The organism is Streptomyces sp. NPDC087787 (genome assembly GCF_044743035.1).
Classification (GTDB): domain Bacteria; phylum Actinomycetota; class Actinomycetes; order Streptomycetales; family Streptomycetaceae; genus Streptomyces.
The window spans coordinates 18,972-43,910 of record NZ_JBIUVQ010000033.1 but is presented as its reverse complement, the minus strand read 5'-3'; the positions used below and the strand labels follow the sequence as shown (position 1 = coordinate 43,910).

Here is a 24,939-nt window from a genome sequence, read left to right as displayed (position 1 = left end):
TCGTCCAGGGCTGTGAACTCACCCGTCCCGCAGGCGGGGAAGACCGCGCCCGGGCCGGCCGCGAGCTGCCGTTCGAGGTAGGCACGGAAGGCGCCGGGATCCAGGTCGCCGTTGCGCTGAAAACTCGTCAGCGGGAAGGACAGCACGCCCTGCCCCATCCCCTCACCGAGACGCCGCACGACGTCCGCAATCTCTTTCATGTCCATCCCACTGGATATCGTCTTCATACAAAGACAGCGTCTACATGTGGAGACGGAGGCTAGGTACGCGGACAGTCGAGGGTCAAGGGTTCTGCACCGGCGGATTTAGGATCGGGACATGACGCAGAGTGGGGGCGTACCCGAAGTGAAGTCGGCGGTGCGGACCGTCGCGTTGCTGGAACTGCTGGCCGCGCGGGGTGACCGCCCGGCGCGGCTGCGCGAGCTCTCCGAGGAACTCGGCGTGCCCCGCAGCAGCATGTACGCGCTGCTGCAGACGCTCGTCGAGCACGGCTGGGTCCGCACCGACACCACCGGATCCCTGTACGGCATCGGCATCCGGGCGCTGCTGACCGGCACCAGCTACCTGGACAGCGACAAGCGCGTCCGCCTGGTCCGCCCTTATCTCGACGAGGCGTCGGACGCCCTGGGGGAGACCATCCATCTGGCCCGGCTGGACGGTCCGGACGTCGTCTACCTGGCGACCAGGGAATCCCACGAGTACCTGCGGACGATCAGCAGGGTCGGCCGCCGGGTCCCCGCACATGTCGGAGCCCTGGGCAAGGCCCTGCTCGCCGAGCGCGCGAACGGCGAACTCCCGCTCCCCGAAGACCCGTTGCCCGCCTCCACCCCAAACACGCTCACCACCCGGACGTCACTGCTGGCCGACCTGGCCGAGGTGCGGGAACGTGGCTACTCCATCGACCGCGAGGAAACCGTCACCGGCATCACCGGCTTCGGCTTCGCCCTGCGCTACGACACCCCCGCCACCGACGCCATCAGCTGCTCGGTGCCGACCTCCCGCCTCACCGACGAACACGAGCACCGCATCATCGCCGTCATGCGCGAGGTCCGCACAAAGATCGAGACTCTCCTGCCGCTGCCGTCCCGTGACGTCGACTGGCGGGAACCGCAACGATGAGCGAGCGGCAGACCCCACGAGCGTCCACGACGGTTGTGAGCCCACCGCACTGCGCCGACTCGGCACACGTTCACTTGGTTCGAGCTGGAACGACCCACGCTCGCGCTCGGCTGAGCGGATGACACCGCCCCGCGGACGCACGGTCGCCGGGCCCACAAACCGTGACGGTGTTGAGGGCCTTTGAAAATGAAAACCCGCATCCCTGCTTCCCTCTCCTCGGCGGCTGTGACGCTGCCGTCAGTCATGTCGGGCGGGAAGCGCCTGCTCGGTCCAGACCGTCTTGCCCTTGGGCGTGTACCGGGTCCCCCAGGCCTGGGCCAGACGGGCGGCGATGAATAGTCCGCGTCCTCCCTCGTCCACCGTCCGGGCATGGCGCAGATGTGGCGCGGCCTTGCCCGTGTCCCGCACCTCGCAGGTCAGGGTGCCGTTGCGGATGAGGCGGAACTCGATGGGCGGGGCTCCGTACCGCACGGCGTTGGTGACGAGTTCGCTGACGATGAGCTGTGCGTCGAACGCCGTTTCGTCGTTTACACGCCAGGCGCTGAGCTGCCTGCCGGCGCGGGCGCGGGCGACCGCCACCGAGGCAGGGTCGCGGTCGAACTGCCAGGCGGCGACCCGGTCGGGCGGGAAAGGTCGGGTGCGGGCCACGATCACCGCTGCATCACCCGCGCCCACGCCCTCCGGGAGGGCGTACACGAGGGCATCGCAGAGCTCCTGCAAGGGGCGGTCGGCGTAGTCTCGGGCCGCGTTGAGCGGCAGTGAGGACTCCGACAGGTACGTCGTCAGCAGTGGATCGCTGGTGAAGACCAGGGTGCTACCGGCCGGCACCTCGAATGACACGGCTGCGAAGGGCGTGTTCTCCCGCGAGCCGAGGAGCGGCCCCGTCGGCGGGTCGGGAACGGTGAGGGTGTGGTCGGGGTGCACCGTGACGGGGGCCAGGGGGCCGGCCGTCGCCATCACGCAGGTGCCGGCCAGGGGGTCGTGGATGGCGTAGACGCAGTCCGCGGTGAGTGCCTCGCGGCGTAGCGGGTCGCCCAGCGGCAGGTTGGCCCGTTCAGTGGCCAGTCCGGTTGCCGTGTCCTGCAGGCGGGCGAGGAGTTCGTCGGGCGCGAGGTCAAAGGCGGACAGGGCTCGGATGACCGTCCGCATCTGGCCCATGGTGGCGGCCGCGTTCAAACCCTGCCCGGACACGTTGCCGACGACGAGCGCGGTGCGGGCGCTGGACAGGGCGATGGTGTCGTACCAGGCGCCGGGGGCGGCGCCGGTGGGGGAGAGGTAGGCGGCCTCCAGCGAGGCGTGGGTTTCGGGGCGTCGGGGCAGTAGCCGGCGCTGGACCGTGGCGGCGATGGCGTGCTCGCGGGTGAAGCGCCGTGCGTTGTCGATGGACAGGGCGGTGTGGGCGGCCACCTCCACCGCGAGTTTCTGGTCGGCCTCGTCGAATGGCGGCGACTTCCCCGTGCGGTAGAGGCTGACCAGGCCGAGCGCCGCGTCGCGCAGGGCCAGCGGCACTACCAGCAGGGTGTGGGCCTGCGCCGATTGGATGGCATCCGCGCGCGGACGGTCAGTGGGCAGCCAGGGCGCGGAGGGGTCCAGGGGGACCAGGCGGGGGCGCAGGTCGGTCAGGGCCTGGGTGAAGGGTGTGGGAGCCGGCAAGAGGCGCACATCACCCAACGGGTGGGCCTGCAGAGGGTGGGGGTGGCCGCTGCGGAAGGCGGTGCGCATCAGCGGTGTGCCCGGCGGCAGCGGGGCCTGTGGCGGGTCGTCGCCGCGCATCACGGAGTCCACCACCTCTACGACGGCGATGTCGGCGAACGCGGGGACCACGGCCCCGGCGAACTCGTCGCCGGTCGCCGCTGGATCCAGGGTGCGTCCCACGCAGCGCCGCACGGCGTCCAGGACGTGGACGCCGGCGCGCCCCCGCTCGCGTTCGGTGACGTCGACCAAGGTGACCACCAGTCCGAGCACCTTGCGCTGCTGGTTCGCCAGGCGCTGTGCGGTCACCTCAAAGTAGTGTGCCCGTGTGGGGGCGGCTCGGGTGACGGCTCGCACGATGCGCTCACGCAGAGGCACTCCTGTGTCCAGCACTTTGCGTAGCAGGGTCTCCATTTCGTGGTTCTCGACGAGGTCGAAGACGTCCCGGGCAGGGCGCCCGATCACGTCCTCCAGGGCCACGCCTTGCATGGCAGGCGTGGCGGTGTTGATGCGTACCACCCGCAAGTGGGGGTCCAGCAGGTGGAGCCCTATCGGTGAGCTGGTGAACATCGCTTCCAGCATCGAGGCCGCGGTCTCGTCCACGTCCGGGCCGGGATGGGCGTCGGGCATCGGTATCACCTCCGGGCTCCGCCGTGGCATGTCCCGGCGCGTGTCTGTCGACGCACGCCGAGCGCGTTTCCAGCGTGCTCCGCAGCCAGGCCGGGCGCACTTGGAGCGATGCGGGCCACTGGGCCAGGCGCTCCCGGTCCGCGCCAGGACCCCTGGGTGGCCGGCTCGGACCACCGGTCCCTTCCCGCTCGGGCCGGCGGTCTCAGCCCCTGCCGACACCACGCTTTGAAGGTGCTGGAACACACCGGAGATCGTCTGGACAGCGAAAACCCCCGCCGGATCGAGCTGCCCCAACGGCACCGTGACCCGTGCTCCTCCGGTTGGATCAGCCTGGAAGGCGAATTACCAGCGACCGTGATTTCGTGCACTTGGAGGAAGTGCGCCTGCTTCCGGCAAGAAGCCGGGAGAATGCGAGGCGCGTGCATCGAATCGAGGAGAAATGACCACGTACAAGGTCGGCTACATCGTGGGAAGCCTGGCGACGCAATCCATCAACCGGACGCTCTCCAAGGCCCTGATCCGACTGGCTCCACCGGACCTGGAGTTCAATGAGATCCCGATCAGCGACCTCCCGCTCTACAGCTACGACTACGACAGTGATTTTCCCAGCGAAGGTAGGAGGCTCAAAACGTCGATCTCTTCCGCCGACGCCATTCTATTTGTTACCCCGGAATATAATCGGTCAATCCCCGGCGCTCTGAAGAACGCCATCGACTGGGCCAGTCGCCCGTGGGGAGACAATTCATTCACCCATAAACCGTCCGCGGTGATCGGAGCCTCCCCCGGTGCCATCGGGACAGCCATCGCTCAGCAGAGCCTTCGTAGTGTCCTCAGCTACTGCAACTCTCCACAAATGAACGCGCCCGAGGCCTACATCAGATTTAACCCGGAGGTATTCACAGGCGATGGCCGGGTCGCCAATAGTGATACGGAACAGTTTCTGCGACGCTTCATGGAGGAATTTCGCGATCACATCGTACGCGTGCTCTCGGTGCTGCCTCCTCGAGACATGTGACGCCCTCCGTGCCTTCCGGAACTACCGGAATCGGAGGCCGCCTCAGACTGCACTGGGGGGGGGCATCCTTGCCTGCCGGCGGCACGAAACCGGCGCCGTCGCTTCGAGAAGCGGGCTCACCAACGCGCTCGGAGTCTTCTTGCGGCCGGCCGCGCTCACCTGGGGCTGGAGGCTGCCGGGCCTTCCGATCGGGCCTCGGGGTCAGGACCCGCGGCCGCGCAACGCCCCCCGGACGCCAGTCGCCGCTGCATTCGGTGCGAACTGGCGGACTCAACGTTGTCCGCGCCGGTGGCGGCGGTAGCGAGAAGCGGGTTTTCGCCGACCGTGGGCGCCGGATCGCGGGTGCCGTGATGGCGGCGGAACGGCACACTGATCGATGGAGGTGGTGATGGCTGAAGGCCTGCGCAGTCGGCTGATTGGTGCGTGGAAGCTGGTGTCGTACCGGGAGATCCCGGTGGACGGTTCCGAGCCGTTCGAGCCGCTGGGCGATGAACCGCAGGGCATCATCATGTACACCCCGGACGGGTACATGTCCGCGCAGCTGTCCAGGCCCGACCGTCCCGGCTTCGCCTCCGGGGACTGGTTCGATGGCACGACGGAGGAGTACAAGGCCGAAGCGACTTCCTACATCGCCTACTCGGGGCCGTTCCACGTCGATGAGGAGAAGCGGACCCTCACCCACTCCATGTTCGTGTCCCTGTTCCCCAACTGGACCGGCCAGACGCAACCGCGTGTGGTGAGGCTCGAGGGCGACATGCTGCATCTGAGCACCGCATCACCCATCACGTCGAGTGGCAAGACCGTCAACTCGGCCCTCACCTGGCGCCGGGCCGAACCCAACTGACCCCGCGCAGGAGGGACCCGCATGAACAGTGGACGACGGGTCGTCGTGACGGCTGGTGCCGCCGGCATCGGACTCGCGACGGCCAAGGCGTTCGCGGCCAACGGCGACCGTGTGCACATCTGCGACATCAACGAACGGGCCCTCGAAGAGGTCACCGAGGCCAATCCAGGGATCACCGCGACCGTTTGCGACGTGTCCGACCGGCGCTCGGTCGAGGCCTTCGTCGCGGAAGCGGTCCACGCCCTCGGCGGCATCGACGTGCTGGTCAACAACGCGGGTATCGCCGGCCCCACCAGCCCGGTGGAGGAGACGGACCCTGACCTGTGGGAAGCCGTCCTGGCCGTCAACCTCACCGGCACCTTCAACGTCACCAGGCTCTCCATCCCCTTCTTGAAGAAGTCCGACGCCGGCGTCATCCTCATCATGACCTCCGTCGGCGGACGATACGGCTACCCGAACCGCAGCCCCTATGCGACCACCAAGCGAGGATTGATCGGCCTCACCGAGACCCTCGCCATCGAACTCGGCGACGTCGGCGTCCGCGTCAACGCCATCGCTCCCGGCGCCGTCGCCGGCGAGCGCATCCAGCGGGTCCTGCAGGGCCGGGCCGATGCCAGTGGCCGCAGCCTGGCGGACGTCACCGCCGACGCCCTGAGCATCCAGTCCCTCAAACGCTTCACCGCCCCCGACGACATCGCCGCACTGGCCCTCTTCCTCGCCTCCGACAGCGCCAAGTCCATCACTGGACAGACCATCCCCATCGACGGCGGCTCGCAGGCCGCGCAGTGACACGCGATGAGAGTTGGTGGCGCAGCAGCGGGCGTCGCGAGCCGGTGAACCTTTCCGGTCACAGCACTAGGTATCGCTGTGCCCCTGCGTGAGCGCTTCGCCGACCACGAGGCCGATGGCGAGGGCGGTGACGATCGTGACCAGCTTCAGCAGGTCCTGGAAACCCTCGACGTAGCCGCCGACCAAAGTGGTCAGGCCGCGCATGCCGAGCGAGCCGACGGTGAGCGTGAAGAAGCCGGGCAGGATCAGGATCAGCCGGGGTGGACGGCGCGGCCCGCGCGCGATCAGCGTGGCCGCGGCGGCGAGGACGACCGCGGCGACGAAGGTGCTGCCCGTCTCCCCGGCGAGCTTCGTGAGCGCCGACTGCACACCGACGGTGACGTAGACGAGCAGGAGCAGCGGCCAGAAGAAGCGCAGGGGGATCGCGAAGGCGAGCACGGTGCCCGCTGTGAAGACGATCCAGGCCAGGAACAGCGCCCACCGGGAAAGGTCGGAGTGGGCGGCGACGTCGAAGAAAGCGTGCGGGGAGGCGCCGGCGAAAAGGACACCGAGCAGGACACCCACATACAGCTGGACCAGCAGGAAGACGGAGTAGACGAGCCGTATCGCACCGGTGGTGATCAGACCGGCGGCCAGCTCGGCGGTCGCCGCGCTCAGATAGTCGCCGGGAATGAAATAGAACAGTGCCGGGAGCATCAGCAGGACGGGACCGCCGTGCGCAGAGGCGTCGGCGAACAGCTCGATCGTGACGACGGAGACCGCCGTCGACACCGTCAGCGGAAGGAACCGGTGCAGCCGGGGCACACGGTCGGCGGTGACCGCGAGAGCCGCGGCGAGCGCGCCCAGCACAGCTGTGGTGGCGACCTCGTACCAGGTGGGCTGCATCAACGGTGCGAAACCCAGCGCGAACAGCACGATGCCGAGGAACTTCAGCCACCACGGGTACGGCGGCGGAGCCACCTCGATCTCCATCAGTCTGCGGTCGGCCTCCGCGATTCCGGTCCGGCCTGTCCGCACTTCGGCGAGGAACGGCTTGAGCGCGGCGACCTGGTCGAGGCGGAAGACCTCCGGGAAGCCGTGCACGATGACGGTGCGGGTACCGCCGTCCGCTGCGGTGACCGTGAGCACCGCCGCCTCCGGCACCAGCAGCAGGGACGCGACGCCGCCGAAGGCACGGGCACTGTCGGCCACGGCTCGCTCGATGAGATGGGCACCCTCGCCGGACGAGCGCAGCAACAGGCCGGCCAGCCGGGCCAGGAACGCCGTGAGATCGTCGATATCCGCGACCGATCGCTGCTCCACGCCCGCCTCCACCGCCTGCATCCTCGCTATCAGAGCCAGGAGTTCCTGCTTACACGAGCGGCCGCCTCAGGGCACCTCGGGCGGCGCGATCCCCGTCATGGGTGAGGGGCTCGAAAGCCCGCCCGTGCGCAGTACACGCCGGTATAGCGATGTTCGGTCGCAGTCGACGCGCGACCGGCGCTCAGCACTCGCTAAGAGATGTGAACACCGTGAGGCCGAGGCATTGCGCACACCAGCAATACCGACCCCTCACCAGTTCGACGCCTGCAGTAGGCAGCCCAGACGCAGGAGGGGCCCGAAGGCCCGGGCGTGATCAGGGCCCCTCCTCCGCGTACACGTCCACGGGGAGCACGCGTGCCGTGTTCAACGCCCAGCCCTGCAGGAAGGTTACGCCGCACCGCCTGCTGCTGGAGGCTATTCGCATGCCCGGCCCAGCGGCCTCGGCGCGCGTGAGGCGGGCAGCGGTGCGGGCGTGGAAGCAGATGTCGACACAGGCGCTGAAACGCACGGGATGGAGCACGGTCCTGGAACGTCGTAAAGACCGGCCCGCGCAGCGTCGCACGACGCGACGCGGGCCGGTCGACGATCGGTGAAACCGCAGGTCAGCCCACCTTGCGGAACAGCCCCTCCTGGACGACGGACACGATCAGTTGCCCCTCGCCGCGAGCGCTCGGCGACCTGCATGTTTCTGGGGTGGAGAGCGCTTGGACGCATGCCCAGCACACCATGCGCACAATCGTGCGATGGGTGGTAGCCAGTCTGCTGGTGGTAGAACCGGCCGGCCCCTGGGCGCTCACCGAAGGCCCGGCCGACGCCGGGACGGCGAAAAACTTGGTATGCGGAGCCGTCGCGACCAGGTAACGTCTTCCTCATGTTCTTCCAGACGCCGATTTACGAGTGAGAGCGTGATGGGCCCCTGCTGACGTCCTTCGACGTCGCCGTGCCCGTCCCCCACCGATGAATCCGTAGATCACTTCACAACATTCCGGGAGAACCCGTGAGCAAGAACATCAACAACCCCGTGGGCATGGGCGGCGGCCAGCGCAAGAAGCTGTCCCGCGCCGAACGGCAGAACAATGGTCCGCACCGCAACCTCGACCGCCAGGGTGCCGCCGACCAGAAGGCGGAGCTGGTGCGCAAGATGCGCGAGAAGGCAGGCACAGCCGAGGGCGCCGGGCAGACGGGCGACAACACCGCACAGAGTTGACGCACCGCCACCGCAGGCGGCACCGCACGGTGCAGGGCCCGGACCGCAACACGTGGTCCGGGCCCTGCTGCCGTACCGGGCGCGGCCTGCCCCGCTCGGCTCTCGGCCGAGCACCCGCGTCTCAGCCGACGGGGGCAGTCGCAGATTCAGCAGCCCCGTCACCGCCACCACCCCGAGCTGCACCAGCAGCGTCACCACCAGCACTGCTGCCCGTCATCGAGATGCCGTCGACCGTGCAGCTGGCCCCGACGGTCTTCGCCGACTACCGCGCGGCCGGTGATGCCCTGGAGGCGCAGGGCCGGCGGGAGTCCGGCTGGATTCTGCGGGACAAGCTGGTCCTGTCGTTCCGCGACCTGCGGGACTCACCTCTGCGGGTGCTGTGCAACGGAGTTCCCGAGCGGCACGAAACCAGAGAGTGGGCGGACAGCAACGACCTCGACACCCAGCATCGTTTCGCTGATCTGCTCTCCCGGATTGTCCAGGGCTCCTATCTGCTCATACGCTGTCCCGTACGACTGCTGGTGCTCAAGTGGTATGCGCGCGTCGGAGATCACTGCGGTGCATGCCTTTCGTGGAGCAAGAATGGGTGGGGTGGTGCCGGGGTTGCGGCACCACCCGTCATGGTCAGGTGGGCCCGCGCCGCCGAACGCACCACCGCCACCTGGGCCCGCACCAACGCAGCCGACCTGCGCCGCCTCGCCGGCCAGATCACTGCCCTTACCGACCTTCTCCCCGCCGCTCACCGCCCGCTCGGCGAGCTCCACGCGGCCCTCGCCCACGACGACCCCGCCGACCTCATCGCCCCCTGACCGCGACTCGCCCCCACCTGGCCGTCGCCCACCCCGACCTCGCCGCCCGGCTCGACACGGCCCGTCCGCCCTGCTTCTCCGCCACGGCGTCCGGGTTGGCCCCGGACTCCTATCCGTGACCCAGGCCGGTCAGCGTGCTGGAGAGCACAGCCGCGCGCCACGAGGCCCTGACAGGGCTTCAAGAACCAGGGCGCCGCGGACGGCGCCGGCCTGGGCATCGACGTTGAGATCGTCGGCGGCCGTGCAGGCCGGTGAGCCGTACGGGCCACGGACCATCACCGTCCAGCTCCGGCCGGTGAGTTCACCGGCCGAGTCGCGACGGGGCGCGCCGTCGAAGAGGTCCGGCAGATCCCTCGCCCGCCGCCTCCACCACCTCGGCTACCGCACCACCGGCATCGACTTCGCGCCCAGCGCCAAGGAGATCGCCGACCGCTACCTGCCACATGCCCGCCTGAGCCGACCTCGTCGACGAGCGCGGCATGTACGAGGGCGTGGATGGCATCGCCGCCGCGCTCACGGCGGCAACCGGTGTGAACTCCCCGGCCCGCAGCACCGGCCGGGTACTGCGGGCCGGATGACCGCGGGTCGTGGGTGGGGCGCCTGTTCACCGTGCGTGGCCCGCATCCGCGGTTGTACCTGACGCCGAGGATGGTGCAGGGGGCGGCGGCGAGCCCAGCCGGCCGCCTCGTACCGACCAGGCCGACCTCATCCTTCCGCTGCGGCTGCGGTACCAGGACATGGAACTGTCCCTGATCTGCACCATCGCCACCTTCGGCATGCCGCTCGCTCGCCGTCACCGTCGCCGAACTGGCCGTCGAGACGTTCCTGTCGGCGGACGGGTTCACCGGCGAGCTGCCCCACCACCTGCGCGCCGCCGCCCCCGCCGGGCCGGATCCGTCGGGGGCGGCGGGCTGCGGCACGCCGCGCTCGCCCTCGACACCGATACGCAGGGCCTGCTGTACATCGTCGGCCCCCTGGCGCCGCCGCCCTCGCCGCCGCGTACAACCCCACCGTCGCGCTCACCGGCACCGCCGTCCTCGGCCTGGCCGGCACCACCGTGGTCGTGCTCGCTCCGCCATCGCAGCACTGGCGACCGACACCGTCAGCCGGCGCTCAAAGCAATCTTTTCTTCGTGGTCAGGTGCGGGGAAAAGTTGTCGAGCGCGATCGCGATCCGGATCTCGGCCGGGTAGAGGCTGCGCAGGTAGCGACAGAACTCCAGGAAGCTCGTCCGGTTCTACCTCGGCTTGATGCGGCCGTAGGGCTTGTCTTTGCTCAGGTCGTAGGCGGCGAACAGGTGCCGGATCCCGTGTGGGTGAGTGCAGGTCGCCCGTCGGCGGGGGCCGGGCTCGCGGTCGGGGTCCTTGTGATGGCGCTCAACGCCTACCAATCAGGTCGGCTCGGCTGGTGTCAGGGCGATGCGTCCGTTGAGGGAACGGCTTGTCATTCGCTCGTGGGCGGTGACCGCCTGGCTGAACGGGAGCACGTCGACCTCGGTCCGGCCGAGTCCGGCGGCGACGACTTGGACGGCCGCTTCGAGCGCGGGCTTCACGGTGTCCGGGTGCGTGGGCAGGTAGGCGCCGGCGTTGAAGCCCATGACCGCGACGCTTTTGAACCAGAGCCGGCTGGTCTCGACCGAGTGGCCCCAGTCCCCACTCGCGTTACCGGAGGCGATGAGCCTGCCGCCGGGGCGCATCACATCGAGGCTTCTGCCGCGCAGCTCTCCGCCGACGGGATCGATGACGACGTCGAAGAGCTCCTCGCCGACCGCTGTCAGCTCGGCCGAGTCGATGATCTCGTCATACGGGAGCTTCGTGACCGCGGCGGCCTGGAGCTTGCTCGCGCGGACCGTGCCGACCACCCGACCGGCCCCCAACTGCTTGGCCATGCCGGGAAACGCCGCGGAGAAGCCGCCGAGCGCCCCGTGGATCAGGACGCTCTCGCCCCTGGCCAGTTGGGCCACGCGCGTCAGCGCGACGTGGGCCATCGCGGCATTCGGCACGACCGATACCGCGAGAGCGGGGTCGATGTCGTAGCCCTCGAGGGACACGGCGAGAGCCGCACGTCCGATGAAGACGGAGGCGTAACCGCCGATGCCGCCGTTGGACATCGAGACCACTCTCTCGCCGACCGTGAATCCGGTGACCCCCTCGCCGAGAGCGCGCACCGTTCCGGTGACTTCGAGACCGGGGACGAAGGGCGGTCGCGGCATCCCCGGCTGGTCCTTGAAGTGGCCCTCGCGGAAGAACAAATCGATGAGGCCGACGGCGGCGTGGGTGACGTCGATGGCGATCTCGCCCGGGCCCGGCACGGGATCGGGCAGCTCCACCACTTCGAGAACGCTCGGATCTCCGTACCGGACGGCTTGCACAGCCTTCATGGCGTTCCTCTCACAGACTTAGCACACCTCGTGATGCGTTATGTTGGGACGGTAGCACGCGTAACGCAACACGCCATGCGTTACGGTTGTGGGGTGCGGGAGAGGGCGAGATCGACGGAGGACAAGGCGCAGCGTTCCAAGGACCTGCTCGACGCCGCGGAGGAGCTCGCGCTCGAACTCGGTGGAGTGCGGTTCGTGACCGTCGCGGGGGTGACCGAGCGCGCCGGCCTTCACCGCACCGGCGTGCGGCGCTACTACGCGAGCAAGGAAGAGCTGCTGCTGGAACTCGCGGAGCGCGGCTGGACCCGCTGGCGCGACACGATCAGCTCGCGACTTGTGGAACAGACCGGCCTCGGTCCATCCGATGTGGCGAGCCTGCTGGCCGAGACGATCGCATCACTGCCCGTGTTCTGCGACCTCCTCACCCACGCCGCGATGAGCCTGGAGGGTGATGTGGACATCGAGCGCGCCCGCCGGTACAAGACTCAGGCGTTCGCGGCGCACGACCGGATTGTCGAGACGCTGGATCGCGCGAGCGTGATGTCGCACGGCCAGTTGAAGGCGCTGGTCGGCGCGACGCTTCCGCTGGCCAGCGGGCTCTGGCAGGCCGCCCATCCCACGCCGGTCCTTGCCGAACTGTACGAACAGGTTCCCGCATGGGGACATCTCGCGCTCGACTTCAAGGCCCATCTCACACTGCTGCTGCGCGCGATGGCCGCAGGGCTCATCGAGACGCTGCCCGTCTCCGAGACCGGCTGAGTGTGATAGCCGGACCTGCCGCCGGTTCCCGTACATTGAGGGAGTCGAGGCCTCCGTCGACTCTGGCGGACGGCTGACGCGGCGTCGGGTGGACTGTCACGGGAAACATGTGCGCTCATGACGAACCCGACGAGCTTCATGGGGAACGGAACTCGTCCCCCTCCACCTGAACTTGACCTGGTCCCCGCCACCGCCCGCTGACCCACGGTCGCTCATCGCCTACGACCGCTGGCAGACCGACGCTCGCGCCTGTGCCCCGCGCATCCCGGCTCGCGCGAACTCCGTCATGCCTTCCTCGAAACCGACCTCCGGCTTCCAGCCCGGCCCGCAGCCGCGACGAGTCCGCGCCGTCGCGCCGACGGTGTGCGGTTCGCCGCTGTCGGTGTTGTACGCCGTGAGCGCACCCCGGCGGCCTCCGCCTCCAGCGCCACCGCGTTGGCCGCCGCCCCGTCCCGGACGTGCACGAAGTCCCTCAGCTGCCGCCCGTCCTCGAATACCCGCGGTACCTCGCCCCGGGCGAGGGCCGAACGGAAGAAGGAGGCGACACCGGCGTACTGGGTGTCGCGTGGCATCCCGGGCCCGTAAACACTGTGGTCGCGCGGCGACACCGCCGACCCGCCGGTGCAGCGGGCCCAGGCGGCGGCCAGGTGCTCCACACGGGAAACCAAGGCGAAACAGACGCATCTGACTACACCGAAGCCCTGAGTCCCCCTCCGACCGCACACGACAACGGAGCGGACCGAAACGGCCCGCTCCGTGCCTCGGGTTACTTGTGAATCGTCTTACTTGTGAATCGTCGCGCAGGCCTTGGTCCCCGGGTAATTGTGCCAGTACCCGCAGATCTTGCTGCCGTCCGCCGCCGAAAGCCCCCACGTGGTTCCGACCGTCTTCTTCTCGACCCGCGCGGCAGTGACGGTTTGGCTCATAAAACCGCCCGACCCGTCCGTGAAGTCGATGTGCGCGTAATCGGTCCAGGCCCGGTTGTTCGACTGCTTGGACAGGTAGAAGCTGTCCACCTTGAGCCCGGTACCGTTCACCGTGATGCAAACCGACCCGGACCCGTCCGTGGATCCCGCATTTCCGGTGCAGTTCGTGGCGCTGAACGGAGTGACATCCACCGCCTGGGCATTCCCGCCGAACATCGTGACACCCATGACAACGGCGGCGATTGCGGTCAGAACCTTCTTCAAGTGGCTTCACACCTCAAGCGATTGAGCGGCAAGTGACAGGTCATATAAACAAGCTCCCGTGCACCGCAGCCACTCATTTCCGGCCCCGATTTGACCAGTTCTCCACTTCTCAAACACGTCAAAGCGCCCTCCCGTTGAACGGACGCTGTTGGTAAATCCGGGGGCCACGTAACGACGGCCTGTACGACCCCGTGCCGCGGGCACTCGTACTGCCCCTCCCCGTGGACCACCATCGACCCGGCCGGCACCAGGCGTCCGACGCCGGCCTCCGCCATCGCAGCGAGCAGCACGGCGGTGCCCAGGTCGTTGCGCGAGACGTACTCCGCCGGGTCGGCGACCCCGTTGCCGAGTCCGACCATCGCGGCTTGGTGACACGCGGCCTCCACACCGGACAGGGCACCGGCGACGGCTGCCGGGTCGGTCCCGTACGTCGGCGCCGGGCCCCCGCACGTCGAACACGAGCGGCTCGTGTCCGCGCTCCCGGAGCGCAGCGACGACATGGGACCCGATCGACTGAGCGCCGTTCGCTGGCTGGGCTTCGACCTTCCTCGGTCTGGCTGAGCAGCCCACGGTGGAGGCGTCAACGGAACCGTTATGCCAGCGGACGCTGACTGGCCGCCATCGGCCACTGCTGGCAGCGATTTTCACACGCTGCCTGACGTAACAGCCGATGCCGACGTTCCGCCCGATTCGCCCACAGCAGACGGAACCGGTGTCCCCTGAACTGGTGCAGATACTGCGGACGTACGTCGACGAGTTCGGAACGGCGGAGGACGGTCGGCTCTTCCGCGGCCCGAGCGGAGGCCGGTTGGACTCCACGCGATACCTCGATGTCCGGCACAGGGCGCGGCGCATCATCGACGCCCTCAGTGACGATCGGGAGGGCGGGGCATCGGGCGAAGTGGACTGGACCATGCGTCTTCGGCGGCACACTATTGGCACAATCGCTGTGGGGTGCAACGAAACGCGATGAGACGCGGTGGGGCGCACCTCGGGCCACGGCCTCTGTTTCGTTCTCGGCGAGAACGTCGTGACGGCCGGCCCGCGGAGCGTCGGACGACGCTCCGCGGGCCGGCCGATGGTCGGTGAAACCGCGGGTCAGCCCACCTTGCGGAACAGCCCTTCCTGCACCACGGACACGATCAGTTGCCCTTCGAGGTTGTAGATGCGGCCCCGGGCGAGGCCCCGGCCGCCCACCGCGATCGGTGACTCCTGGTCGTACAGGAACCACTCGTCCGCACGGAACGGCCGGTGGAACCACATGGAGTGGGCGGAGAGGGAAGCCGCGAGTGCTCGGTGACCTGCATGTTTCTGGTGTAGAGAGCGCTTGGACGCATGCCCAGTACACCATGCGCACAATCGTGCGATGGGTGGTAGCCAGTCCATCTGACAAGTTGCTGTAGGCATGCTGAGCGAATGCCGCAGGTTTCCTGCGCGGAGGGGCGCCAGCAGGTTCTTCGTCTGCTGGTGGTACACGAGCATGATACGCGCTGACCTGCAGAAATGAAGGTAGATAGGGGCATTCCGCAGTGCCTTGGCCCGTGACTGGCCCGGTCTTGTGTTCGGGGATTATGATCGCTGATCACTTGCCGAAGCCGAGGCCGGAAAGTGCCGGGCCAGACGTCCCGCCTACTTGGTGATCAGCGGGTTCCTATCCCGGTAGAAGACGGTGGCCGCCTATTCCTTCGTCGTCGGCACCCTGCCACAACTCCGGGTCGTACGGGGCGTCCGGGACCAACGTCGTATGGACATCGGCCGCCGCGTACAGCTCAGGCCCGGCGGCGCTGATGAGCGCGGCAGCGTTGTTCCTCAGGCGCTCGATGTTCTCCGCCAGTCGCAGTACATCGGTCCGCTCGCCGCTTCGCGACCGCAGCGATTCGACGCAGCAGGCCAGGCGGTCGATGGTGCGCAGCAGTTCCCCAATGTCAGTCGTGCTCATGCGTCACCTCGTCAGTTCGGTGGTCCGAGCTCGCCGCCATGGAGCTCCGGCGGCCGCGGAGGGTGTGGTGCGGTGCTGCGGTCCGATCGCTGAGGGACCGCCGAACAGCCCCCTTCGTTCGGCGTGCCCTGCCGTGGGTCATCGGTGCGGCGATCCACGGCCCCCTCATCCTCCGTTCCGGGTCGATCAAGCCCGGTCACCGCCGCATTGCCGAAGTTAGGCGGTCGGCCGAACCCGAGCTACCCCTATTCGGCCCCAGTAGTGCCTGCGCCCGGCCGGCCGTGGGCTCCTCGCTTTCCGGGGTGCACAGGAAGGCCGAACCGGCCGAGGGTGAACGCACGCCACCGCCTCGCGATCTTCGGTCAGACCGCGTCCCTCGGCGTCCTGCCCCCCCCGGCCGCCGAGGCACCCCGCCTCTCGAACACGCCGGTGACTACACCGCTCCGCGACATCATCGCAGCCGGGCGTCGAGGTTCTCCGCCTTCTCGAAGACGCTGACCGCCACGACCGACCGCAGCCCTCGGTCCGTGGTCGCGGGCTTGCTGGCGGACCGTGCCGGAGTATCGGCCAACCGCTCGTGATGGGCGACCAGGTCCGGGTCGGCCGAAGGTGTCGTCGCCAGCCAGTCCGCAGCACGGCGGTGCCTTTTGGCGCGGTCGTCGCGGCTCAACTGCGAGTAGGCGATGTCTTGCACGAGAACGTGACGGAATGTGTACTCTGACCGCTCCTGCGCCGCACCGCTGCTGCCACGTGTCATGAGCTTGCCCTGGACCAGGTCCTCCAGCACGCGGGTGGCTTCCACAAGCGTGCGGTCGCCGACCGCTGCGACTGCCTCGGCGCGCACCGTGGTGCCGATCACCGCGGCGTCGCGAAGGACTTCCTTCTCGACTGGCGACAGTCGGTCCACGCGCGCCGCCACGACGTTGTGGACGGTCTGAGGCACGGCGATGGGGTCACCCGAATCGATCCACCCGGCCGCGCTCGCACGCCCGGAGGGAGAGGACCGGTCGAGTCGGCTTGGATGTCCGTCGCGCAGCATGCGCACGTATTCGGTGGCGAACAACGGGACGCCGCCGATGCGGGCGACGAGGGCGTCGCGGAACCGCTCGAGCGCGGGCCCGGTCAATGAGTCCGCGCCCTCGCCGCACAGTCCGAAGCGCACGGCGAGATCTTCGACCAGCCTGTCGATGTGGTACTCGGAGAGCTGCTCCAGCATCAGTGTGCGACCGTTCCATTGCATCGCGCGGGAGGTCTCCGGTCTCGTCGTGACGATCAACAGTGTGGGAACCGGGACGGCCTGCTCGGGGAATTCGGCCAGGAAATCGAGCAGGGTGTCGTCGAATCGGTGGATGTCCTCAAACACGACCGCCAACGGTCGCCGTGCCGCGATCTCCTCCAACAGGCGCCGGAACGCGGCCAGGGTCTCGCCCACCTGGGGGTCATGCTCCTGACGGGAATTCAGCAGCGGGCTCAGCCGCAGCATGAGCCATTCCGAAACGTGGCCCCTGCCGACGAGGTCGTTGACCGCGCGGGCCAGTTTCCTCTCCGCATCGGCGCCGTTTTCGCCGATGCCGGCGAACGACCGGAGGATCTCTCCCAGCGCGGTCAGGGAACTGTTGGTGCCAGGGCCGTTGGCCCGGCCGACCAGGAAGCGCGCCGGCGTGCGGTCGTCGTCGAGCGCCAGGCCGAACTCGGACACCAGGCGGCTCTTGCCCATCCCTGCCTCGCCGACGACGGTCACCAGCCGTGCTCGGCCGGTACGCCGAGCGGCGGCCCACTCCTGGCGCAGCACCCTCATCTCCCGGTGGCGGCCGATGAGGGGCGCCGCGACGGGCGAGGCGGGGCGGCAGCTCGGCCCGATGACTTCGAACCCCTCCCCGGGTGAATCGGCCGGAACGCAGGCGAAAGAGTCCTCGCACGATCGCTGCGTCCTGTCGCAGACCCGGACCTCGCCCGGTGAGAGCTGCATCAGCAGCCGCATGCCGTCGTCGACGAGCGTGCCGGCCACTTCGCAGTCCCCTGTCATGGGTTGCGTGTACCGCACCAGCACCTCGCCGGTGATCACCGTGCTCCTGGCGGAGTTTCGGTACCAGCCCGACAGCGCCTCGTTTGTGCAGAGACTTTCCCGGATGCCGAGCGCCGTGCGTACGGCCTGTTCCGCGTCGTCCTCACGGGTGTTCGGCACGCCGAACAACGCCATGTGAACAGAGCCGACCGAGCTGTGCGCGATCCCACCGCGCCGCTCGGCCTCGGCGATCACCGTGCCGACGACCTCGCGGCGCGCCGTGCCGACGACCTCGGGATCGTCGTCGGCTTGCGTGTTCAGCGGGGCATCCACCAGCAGCACACTGACGAACTTCCGTTCGGTCACGGTGGTGGACGGCGCGGCCGTCTTCGCCGGTGGCGCCGGACTGTCCCCGTGGGAACAGAGTTGCGGGGGCATTCCCCTGTCCGCGGGAGCGAGCGCGAGCGATGGGTCATGGGCGAGGATCGCCCGCTCGAGATCCTGTAGTTGTCTGCCCGGGTCAAGGCCGAGCTTCTCCACCAACTGGTCGCGGGTGTGCCGGTACACACTCAATGCGTCCGCCTGTCTGCCGCACCGGTACAGCGCGAGCATGAGCTGCGCGCAAAGCCGCTCACGGGGCGGACCCGTCAACGCGATCGGCTCCAGTTGTGCGACCACCTGGTAGTGCCTGCCCACAGCCAACTGGGCCTCGGTGCACTCCTCCAGCGCCGCGAGACGCGCGTTGCTCACCGCCGTGAGATGCGGCCAGTCGATGCCGCTTTCGACGAGATCGGCGAGTACCGGCCCACGCCACAGGGCGAGCGCCTCCTCGAGCACGGCGATGGCGCGCTCCCATGCGCCCCGGGCGAGTTCAGCACTGCCACGTTTGGTCAGGGACTGGAACCGCAACAGATCCAACCAGTCCGGCTCAAGGCGCAGCAAATAGCCGGGCGCTTGTGTGATGAGATTTTCGGAGTCGGCGGCGGAAAGAGTAGTACGCAATCCGGCCACCGCATTGTGGATAATCTTGCGTGCGGTAGGTGGAGGGTCGTCGCGCCACAGAGCTTCGATTAACTGACTGGTGGATACTACTCTGTTCTCGTGGAGCAGTAGAAAGCCGAGTATCGCACGCCGATGAAGACCTCCCAATGGAATTGCTGTGCCATTGTGTACGACTTCCAGCGGGCCTAAAAGGTTGAAGCGCACGAATCCCCCTGATCGCGATGTCACAGTGAAGCCACTTGGCGCGTTATGCCTTGTAAGGCCTGCCCAAGTAGTTGTCCGCTGGACGAGCTTATCCAGGAGTCGTCGATCAACAAACCTCCGGGATCCGCAAGGGGGTATTCTCGGCCAGGTTGACCGAGAGTGCTCACCTGTCGCGTGAATCCGCTGAATGTCCGCGCCGGTCGAGCCCGAAGAACTTGAGGTAGGCGGGAATCTGGTGGCTGAGCATGTGAATGCCGGAATGTACCGGGTGCCCGAGTGACGCGGCGCGCCCAAGAAGCCGAGTTTTTTCCGGCTTCATGATGATATCGGCGACCGTCGCGCCCGCCGGCATCCCGTCGGGCGGGTACGGCAGGTCGTCGTCCTCGCGCAGGCCGAGTGGTGTCGCGTTCACCGCGAGGTCGACTCCGCGCAGGTCCGGTTCGGTGGTGAACACCGCGCGGCTGGGCCACCGTGGCGCAAGGCGGTCGCGGAGGGCGAAGAGACGTGCGGGATCACGGTCGGACACCCGGAGTTCTGTGACACCGGCGTCCAACAGGGCGACCGCGATGGCGCTGCCCGCTCCACCCGCGCCGACGAGTGCCACCGTCTTCTGCGAGGGGTGGCGTCCCTCGTGGGCGAGGCCGGCGACGAAGCCCGCGCCGTCGAAGTTCTCGGCGCGCCACCGGCCGTCCTTTTCGCGGCGCAGGGCGTTGGCGCTGCCGGCGAGCCGCACCGTTGGGCTGACATGGTCGGCCAGGGCGCAGACCGCGGCCTTGTGCGGCACGGTGACGAGTAGGCCGTCGAGGTTGGCGATGTGCTGCAGGCCGCGCACGACTTCGGTCAGTCGCGCTGACGGGGCGTGGACGGGAACCAGCAGGGCGTCGATGCCCAGACGCTCGAACTCGGCGTTGAGTAGCGCTGGCGCCCGTACCTGGTCCACGGGATCGCCGAGCAGACAGAACAGCCGAGTCCTGCCGGTGATGCGGGACGCCGCCGGGTTTGGCTGTGCGGTCACTGCTCTGGAACGGTCTTGACGGCAGAAATGTCGAAATCGAGACCGATCTTCTCGGAGACCATCACGCCCCCGGTCTCCAGTGCGGCGTTGAAGTTGATGCCGAAGTCGGAGCGGTTGATCTGCGCCGTGCCCTCGAAACCGGCGCGCACGTTGCCCATCGGATCCTTGGCGAGCCCGGCGAACTCCCAGTCGATATCGACCTGTCGGCTCACGCCTTTGATCGTCAGGTCGCCGGTCATCCGAAACGTTGATTCACCGGTCCGCTCGACCGAGGTGCTCCGAAAGGTGATCTGCGGGTGGTTCTCGACGTCGAAGAACTCGTTCGTTCGCAGGTGGCCGTCACGGTAGTCGTTGCGGGTGTCGACGCTCGCGACGTCGATCGTCACGGCCGCGGTCGACTTGGTCGGCTCCTGCGCGTCGAGGGTCAATTGCCCGTCGAACTGGTTGAAGGTGCCCCGTACCTTCGTCACCATCGCGTGCCGTGCGACGAATCCGATGCGGCTGTGCGTGGTGTCGATCAGGTAATCACCGCTCACTTCCGGTGAGAGTTCGGAAACCACTGGGTTGGTACTACTCATCGGCCTGCCACCTACTCCGGTAGAACGAACACACAGTTGCCGGGAACGAGATTAGTGGAGAATTCCTGCAGCCACCCCCCTATGACACCCCAGTCCTGCGCGGGGCGGGCGTGTCGGCGCCGGCACCGGGTCGGTCCAGCCAGGCGATGACGGGTCAGTGGGCGGGCGGTTTCCCGGGAGTGGGTACCGCCCGGCCGCTTCCGCTTAGGATGCATTCCGGTTGACGGTCGCTATTCATGTCGTTCCGATGCGGCGCTTGGGGGATGCGCATGATGCTTGTCGAACGCAATGTGGAATTACAAATGCTGGAGCGAGCACTCGCCGAAAGTTCGAAAAAGGAAGGGCGGGTCGTTCTGGTCGAAGGCCCGGCGAGCAGCGGAAGAACCGAATTGCTTCGTACATTTACCGACCAAACGGCCGCATCGGGAGTGCTTTTTCTCACCGCCAGCAGTTCGCGCGCCGAGCGTGCGCTGCCGTTCGGAGTGGTCAGCCAGTTGTTTGCGGGCGCGCCGCTGAGCGCGTCGCTGCGCGACCGAGTGAGCGAGCTGCTGGACGCGGGCACCCGACGGGCCGATCCCGGGGACCAGGACATCATCCAGGTGTTCCACGGACTGTGGCTCGCCCTGCTCGAACTCACCGCGCACACCACGGTGGTGCTGGCGGTCGACGACCTGCACCACGCTGACCTCGTGTCGGTGAAGTGCCTGCTTCACCTGATAAGACGCATCGGGTCGATGCCCTGCCTGGTGGTGCTCACCGGCGCCGACGACTTCCAGGATCAGCAGATGCTGCCTTTCCGTGCGGAACTGCTTCGTCAGCCGACGCTGGACCGCATCCAGCTTGCGCCGCTGTCGCCGGACGGTGCCACCGAGCTGATCGCCCGGCGCCTCGGCGAAGGGGCGGCCCGGCGCGCACCATGGTTCTGTGAAGTGAGCGGCGGAAACCCGCTGCTGCTCAACGCGCTCATCGATGACCACGCGGAGGACGGGGCAGCCCCCGGCCAGGCATACCGGCTGGCTCTGCTGAGCTGTCTGCACCGCGCCGACCCGGCGCTGCTGCGCGTGGCCCGCGCACTCGCGGTACTCGGTGGGGAGACCGCGGTACTCGCCGAACTGGCCCGACTGGACGATGACGTCGTCAGGTGTGCCGTGCGCACCATGAGCACGGTCGGCCTGCTCGATGGGACGGCGTTCCGCCATCCGGCAGCGCGTGCGGCGGTGCTCGACGAGTTGTCGTCGCACGAAAGCGCCGAACTGCACCGACGAGCGGCGCGATCGCTGCACGAGCGTGGCGCCGATGCGCCGACCGTCGCGCGCCACCTGGTCGCGGCGCAGAGCGTGGTGGGGACCTGGGCCGTGAGCGCGCTGGTGGAAGCCTCGGAACAGGCGCTGTTCGCCGGTCAGGCCGCAGCCGCGGCCGACTGTCTGAAGCTTGCCCACCGGTCCACATCGGACGAACCCAAGCGCACCACGGTCCTCATGCGGCTGGCCCATGCCGAGTGGCAGATCAGCCCGTCGGCCGCCGCCCAGCACCTCACCCCCCTGGTGGCCGCGGCACGCGGGGACCGGCTCGACCGCACCGACCGCCTGGTACTCGTCAGATGGCTGCTGTGGCTGGGCCGCGTCGACGAAGCCGTCGAACTGCTGAACCGGTTGCGCGACAACGCCCCTGAGCCCGGCACCGAACCGGCGGATGTGGAGCAGTGGCTGGCGGCCTCGCACCCGGCGCTCGCGCGCAGGCACCAGCCCTCGCCGAACCAGCGCGACGCGGCGCTGATCGCCCCCATCGCCGATCGGTGGCTGCGCTCGGCGGCGACGCTGTCCGGCGCGCTGATGTGCGGCAAGCCCGGCGGTGTGATTGAGGTGCTGGGCGACATCCATTTCGGCCGCAACACCACCTGGGCCGAGGAGTCCGCCGCGCTGGCGCTCACGGCGCTGATCTGCGCCGAGGAGACTGAGACGGCGCTGGAGTGGTGCGACCGCCTCAGCCGGGACGCGCGGTACCGGGGCTCTACCGCGGCACGAGCGTTCTGCCTTGCCACGCGCGCCGAGATCATGCTGCGCCAGGGCGATCTGCCTGCCGCGGTGACGCACGCCGAAGCGGCGCTCGCAGAGCTGCCGGCTAAGGCATGGGGAGTGACCGTCGGCCTGCCGATGGGCACGCTTGTCATGGCCAATACGCGCATGGGGCGTTACGACGAAGCGGCGAAGGCGCTGACGCTGTCTGTCCCGGAGGCGATGTTCCAGAGCCGCTGGGGACTCCCTTACCTGCACGCGCGCGGCCACCACTACCTTGCGACGAACCATGCGCACGCGGCGCTCGCCGACTTCTTGTCCTGCGGCGAGCTCATGCGGACCTGGGGGCTCGACGTGCCGGGCCTCGTGCCCTGGCGGACCAGCGCCGCCGAGGCCTGGCTGCGGCTCGGTAACAAGGACCAGGCGCGCAGGCTTGTCTACGACCAGCTGGGCAGGCCGGGCATCGCTGGGAGCCGAACCCGCGGGGTCGCGCTCCGGCTGCTCGCGATGACGAGCTCCGCCGGGCGCCGTACCCAGTTGCTCGCCGAGGCCCTCGAGGTCTTCGAGGACACCGGGGACCGCTTCGAGCAGGCGCGGGTGCTTTCCGACCTCAGCCACGCCTACTCGGCGCTGGAGGAGAATCGCCGGGCCCGCCTGCTGCTCCGCCGTGCGCTGCACGTGGCGAACATGTGCGAGGCGCGGCCCCTGGCCGGCGAGTTGCTGACGCTGTCCGGCGACCAGACCGGCGTCGCGCCGATCGGGATCGGGAGCGGCCGGGACGACCTCGAGCTGCTGACGCGCTCGGAACGCCGGGTCGCCTCGCTCGCAGTCATGGGCCACACGAACCGCGAGATCGCCGCGAAGCTCTTCATCACGCCGAGCACGGTCGAGCAGCACCTCACCAGGGTCTACCGGAAGCTCAGGATCAAGCGTCGTAGGGATCTTCCCGTCGACCTGTGGTGCGAGGCGACCAGGACCGGCTGATCCGTTCATCCGTCAACTCACTTCCGGACCGGGGGTAGCCCGTTGTGAGCCACTTCACCGTCCACCATCCACCGTCCGACCCGACGCGGCCGTTTCCGTGGCCGCTGCACGACCGGCTGGCGGGCGCTCTGGCGAAACCGGCCGCGCAGCAGCCGGACTGGCCCGACCCCGACAAGGTGCGCGAGGTGCGCACCGCACTCGAGGGAGTGCCGCCCATCGCCGTGCCCGCCGAGGTCGACAGATTGCGCGAGCAGCTGGCGGCTGTCGCGCGCGGCGAGGCCTTCCTGCTGCAAGCCGGGGACTGCGCGGAGACGTTCGACGGGAACACCGAGGCGCACCTTCACACCACCGTGCAGACGCTGCTTCAGATGGCCGTCGTGCTCACCTACGGCACCGGTCTCCCGGTGGTCAAGGTCGGCCGCATCGCCGGCCAGTACGCGAAGCCTCGGTCCAACACCGTTGACTCGCTCGGCCTCCCGGTCTACCGCGGCGACATCGTCAACTCACTGCTGCCGACGCCGGGCGCCCGAACACCCGACCCGGACCGGATGTTGCGTGCCTACGCCAACGCCAGCGCGGCCATGAATCTGCTGCGCGCAATGACGAGCGGCGGCCCGGCGGACCTGGACCGGGTGCGAGACCGGAACAGGGACTTCGTGCGAACCTCGCCCGCGGGAACGCGGTATGAGGCGCTGGCCGCGGAGATGGACCGCGCTCTGCGGTTCATGTCCGCGCGCGGAAACGCGGAGACCCCGTTGCACGCCACAGAGATCTTCGCGTCGCACGAAGCGCTGCTGCTGGACTATGAGCGCGCCCTGCTGCGTTTGGACAGCCGTGGTGACCAGCCGAAGTTGTACGGCCTGTCCACCCACTTCCTGTGGATCGGCGAGCGAACCCGGCAACTGGACGGCGCACACATCGCGTTCGCCGAGTTGCTGGCCAACCCGATCGGCCTGAAGATCGGCCCGACGACCACACCTGAGCTGGCAGCCGAATACGTCGAGCGGCTGGACCCGCACAACCAGCCGGGCCGGCTGACGCTGACGACGCGCATGGGCAGCACGAAGATCCGCGACATACTGCCGCCGATCGTGGAGAAGGTCACCGCGTCGGGTCATCAGGTGATCTGGCAGTGCGACCCGATGCACGGCAACACGCACGAGTCGCCGACCGGCTACAAGACCCGGCACTTCCACCGGATCGTGGACGAGGTGTGGGGCTTCTTCGAGGTGCATCGCCGTCTGGGCACCCATCCCGGCGGCATCCACGTCGAGCTGACCGGCGAGGACGTCACGGAATGCCTCGGCGGTGCCCAGGGGATCTCCGACACCGACCTCGCGGGCCGTTATGAGACCGCCTGCGACCCCCGCCTGAACGCCCAGCAGTCCATCGAACTCGCCTTTCTCATCGCGGAGATGCTGCTGCGGTGAGGAACCACAGTTCAGCGAGTACACAAGGGAGA

At 68.4% G+C, this 24,939-nt stretch carries 18 protein-coding genes and 4 pseudogenes; 9 read left to right on the top strand and 13 right to left on the bottom strand.

Annotated features, from left to right (window positions below):
* Nucleotides 1–227: dihydrodipicolinate synthase family protein (locus ACIOWN_RS32975; RefSeq protein WP_401984257.1), on the bottom strand; the 227-nt coding region annotated here is incomplete at its 3' end.
* A 91-nt stretch (nt 228–318) separates the two neighbouring features.
* Between ACIOWN_RS32975 and ACIOWN_RS32970 the strand changes: the two genes are divergently transcribed.
* Nucleotides 319–1,119 (top strand): IclR family transcriptional regulator, encoded by an 801-nt coding sequence (locus ACIOWN_RS32970; protein ID WP_401984255.1) that lies wholly within the window; start codon nt 319–321, stop codon nt 1,117–1,119.
* 237 nt (nt 1,120–1,356) lie between these two features.
* On the opposite strand, the gene ACIOWN_RS32965 is transcribed toward ACIOWN_RS32970, so the two are convergent.
* Nucleotides 1,357–3,441 carry a SpoIIE family protein phosphatase gene (locus ACIOWN_RS32965; RefSeq protein WP_362357948.1) on the bottom strand — a complete coding sequence of 695 codons (2,085 nt, stop codon included), beginning with the start codon at nt 3,439–3,441 and terminating at the stop codon, nt 1,357–1,359.
* A 439-nt stretch (nt 3,442–3,880) separates the two neighbouring features.
* Between ACIOWN_RS32965 and ACIOWN_RS32960 the strand changes: the two genes are divergently transcribed.
* From ACIOWN_RS32960 to ACIOWN_RS32950, 3 genes are all read left to right on the top strand, one after another.
* Nucleotides 3,881–4,456, top strand: a complete 576-nt coding sequence (locus ACIOWN_RS32960; protein WP_362357946.1) for an NADPH-dependent FMN reductase — start codon at nt 3,881–3,883, stop codon at nt 4,454–4,456.
* A 376-nt stretch (nt 4,457–4,832) separates the two neighbouring features.
* Nucleotides 4,833–5,300: a lipocalin-like domain-containing protein gene (locus ACIOWN_RS32955; protein ID WP_401984252.1), complete on the top strand. Its 468-nt coding sequence runs from the start codon at nt 4,833–4,835 to the stop codon at nt 5,298–5,300.
* A 21-nt stretch (nt 5,301–5,321) separates the two neighbouring features.
* On the top strand, nt 5,322–6,089 hold the full coding sequence (locus tag ACIOWN_RS32950) for an SDR family oxidoreductase (protein WP_362357942.1): 768 nt from the start codon (nt 5,322–5,324) through the stop codon (nt 6,087–6,089).
* Nucleotides 6,090–6,155: 66 nt separating this feature from the next.
* On the opposite strand, the gene ACIOWN_RS32945 is transcribed toward ACIOWN_RS32950, so the two are convergent.
* Nucleotides 6,156–7,412, bottom strand: a complete 1,257-nt coding sequence (locus tag ACIOWN_RS32945; RefSeq protein ID WP_362357940.1) for a threonine/serine exporter family protein — start codon at nt 7,410–7,412, stop codon at nt 6,156–6,158.
* 976 nt (nt 7,413–8,388) lie between these two features.
* Here ACIOWN_RS32945 and ACIOWN_RS32940 point away from each other — a divergent pair.
* Both ACIOWN_RS32940 and ACIOWN_RS32935 read left to right on the top strand, forming a co-directional pair.
* A complete protein-coding gene (locus ACIOWN_RS32940) occupies nt 8,389–8,598 on the top strand; it encodes a DUF6243 family protein (RefSeq protein ID WP_093896585.1) in 210 nt (69 codons plus the stop codon).
* Nucleotides 8,599–9,224: 626 nt separating this feature from the next.
* Nucleotides 9,225–9,526 (top strand): annotated as a pseudogene (locus ACIOWN_RS32935) (type III effector protein); the annotation flags it as partial.
* Between the two features lie 1,006 nt (nt 9,527–10,532).
* On the opposite strand, the pseudogene ACIOWN_RS32930 reads toward ACIOWN_RS32935, so the two are convergent.
* Nucleotides 10,533–10,775, bottom strand: a pseudogene (locus ACIOWN_RS32930) (IS630 family transposase); the annotation flags it as partial.
* Nucleotides 10,776–10,796: 21 nt separating this feature from the next.
* Nucleotides 10,797–11,786, bottom strand: coding sequence for a zinc-binding alcohol dehydrogenase family protein (locus ACIOWN_RS32925; protein ID WP_401984250.1), 990 nt, complete (start codon nt 11,784–11,786; stop codon nt 10,797–10,799).
* A gap of 93 nt (nt 11,787–11,879) precedes the next feature.
* Between ACIOWN_RS32925 and ACIOWN_RS32920 the strand changes: the two genes are divergently transcribed.
* On the top strand, nt 11,880–12,545 hold the full coding sequence (locus ACIOWN_RS32920; RefSeq protein ID WP_401984249.1) for a TetR family transcriptional regulator: 666 nt from the start codon (nt 11,880–11,882) through the stop codon (nt 12,543–12,545).
* Between the two features lie 219 nt (nt 12,546–12,764).
* Here ACIOWN_RS32920 and ACIOWN_RS32915 read toward each other — a convergent pair.
* The 8 genes and pseudogenes from ACIOWN_RS32915 to ACIOWN_RS32880 form a co-directional block, all read right to left on the bottom strand.
* A pseudogene (locus tag ACIOWN_RS32915) lies at nt 12,765–13,198 on the bottom strand (NAD-dependent epimerase/dehydratase family protein); the annotation flags it as partial.
* A gap of 129 nt (nt 13,199–13,327) precedes the next feature.
* Nucleotides 13,328–13,735 (bottom strand): hypothetical protein, encoded by a 408-nt coding sequence (locus ACIOWN_RS32910; RefSeq protein WP_362357936.1) that lies wholly within the window; start codon nt 13,733–13,735, stop codon nt 13,328–13,330.
* A 179-nt stretch (nt 13,736–13,914) separates the two neighbouring features.
* Nucleotides 13,915–14,305, bottom strand: a pseudogene (locus tag ACIOWN_RS32905) (NAD-dependent epimerase/dehydratase family protein); the annotation flags it as partial.
* Between the two features lie 528 nt (nt 14,306–14,833).
* Nucleotides 14,834–15,121 carry an acyl-CoA thioesterase gene (locus ACIOWN_RS32900; RefSeq protein WP_401984259.1) on the bottom strand — a complete coding sequence of 96 codons (288 nt, stop codon included), beginning with the start codon at nt 15,119–15,121 and terminating at the stop codon, nt 14,834–14,836.
* A 265-nt stretch (nt 15,122–15,386) separates the two neighbouring features.
* The gene (locus tag ACIOWN_RS32895; RefSeq protein WP_362357577.1) at nt 15,387–15,674 is read right to left on the bottom strand and encodes a hypothetical protein; all 288 of its coding nucleotides are present in this window, start codon (nt 15,672–15,674) and stop codon (nt 15,387–15,389) included.
* Between the two features lie 451 nt (nt 15,675–16,125).
* On the bottom strand, nt 16,126–18,885 hold the full coding sequence (locus ACIOWN_RS32890; protein WP_362357575.1) for a BTAD domain-containing putative transcriptional regulator: 2,760 nt from the start codon (nt 18,883–18,885) through the stop codon (nt 16,126–16,128).
* A 163-nt stretch (nt 18,886–19,048) separates the two neighbouring features.
* A complete protein-coding gene (locus tag ACIOWN_RS32885; RefSeq protein ID WP_362357573.1) occupies nt 19,049–19,900 on the bottom strand; it encodes a shikimate dehydrogenase in 852 nt (283 codons plus the stop codon).
* Complete coding sequence (locus tag ACIOWN_RS32880) at nt 19,897–20,478, bottom strand: YceI family protein (RefSeq protein WP_362357571.1); 582 nt, start codon at nt 20,476–20,478, stop codon at nt 19,897–19,899. The genes ACIOWN_RS32885 and ACIOWN_RS32880 overlap by 4 nt, the downstream gene beginning before the upstream one ends.
* A gap of 269 nt (nt 20,479–20,747) precedes the next feature.
* Here ACIOWN_RS32880 and ACIOWN_RS32875 point away from each other — a divergent pair, with 269 nt between their 5' ends.
* Nucleotides 20,748–23,477, top strand: coding sequence for an AAA family ATPase (locus ACIOWN_RS32875; RefSeq protein WP_362357569.1), 2,730 nt, complete (start codon nt 20,748–20,750; stop codon nt 23,475–23,477).
* Nucleotides 23,478–23,581: 104 nt separating this feature from the next.
* Nucleotides 23,582–24,907: a class II 3-deoxy-7-phosphoheptulonate synthase gene (locus ACIOWN_RS32870; RefSeq protein ID WP_362357581.1), complete on the top strand. Its 1,326-nt coding sequence runs from the start codon at nt 23,582–23,584 to the stop codon at nt 24,905–24,907.
* The last annotated feature ends 32 nt before the right edge of the window (nt 24,908–24,939 follow it).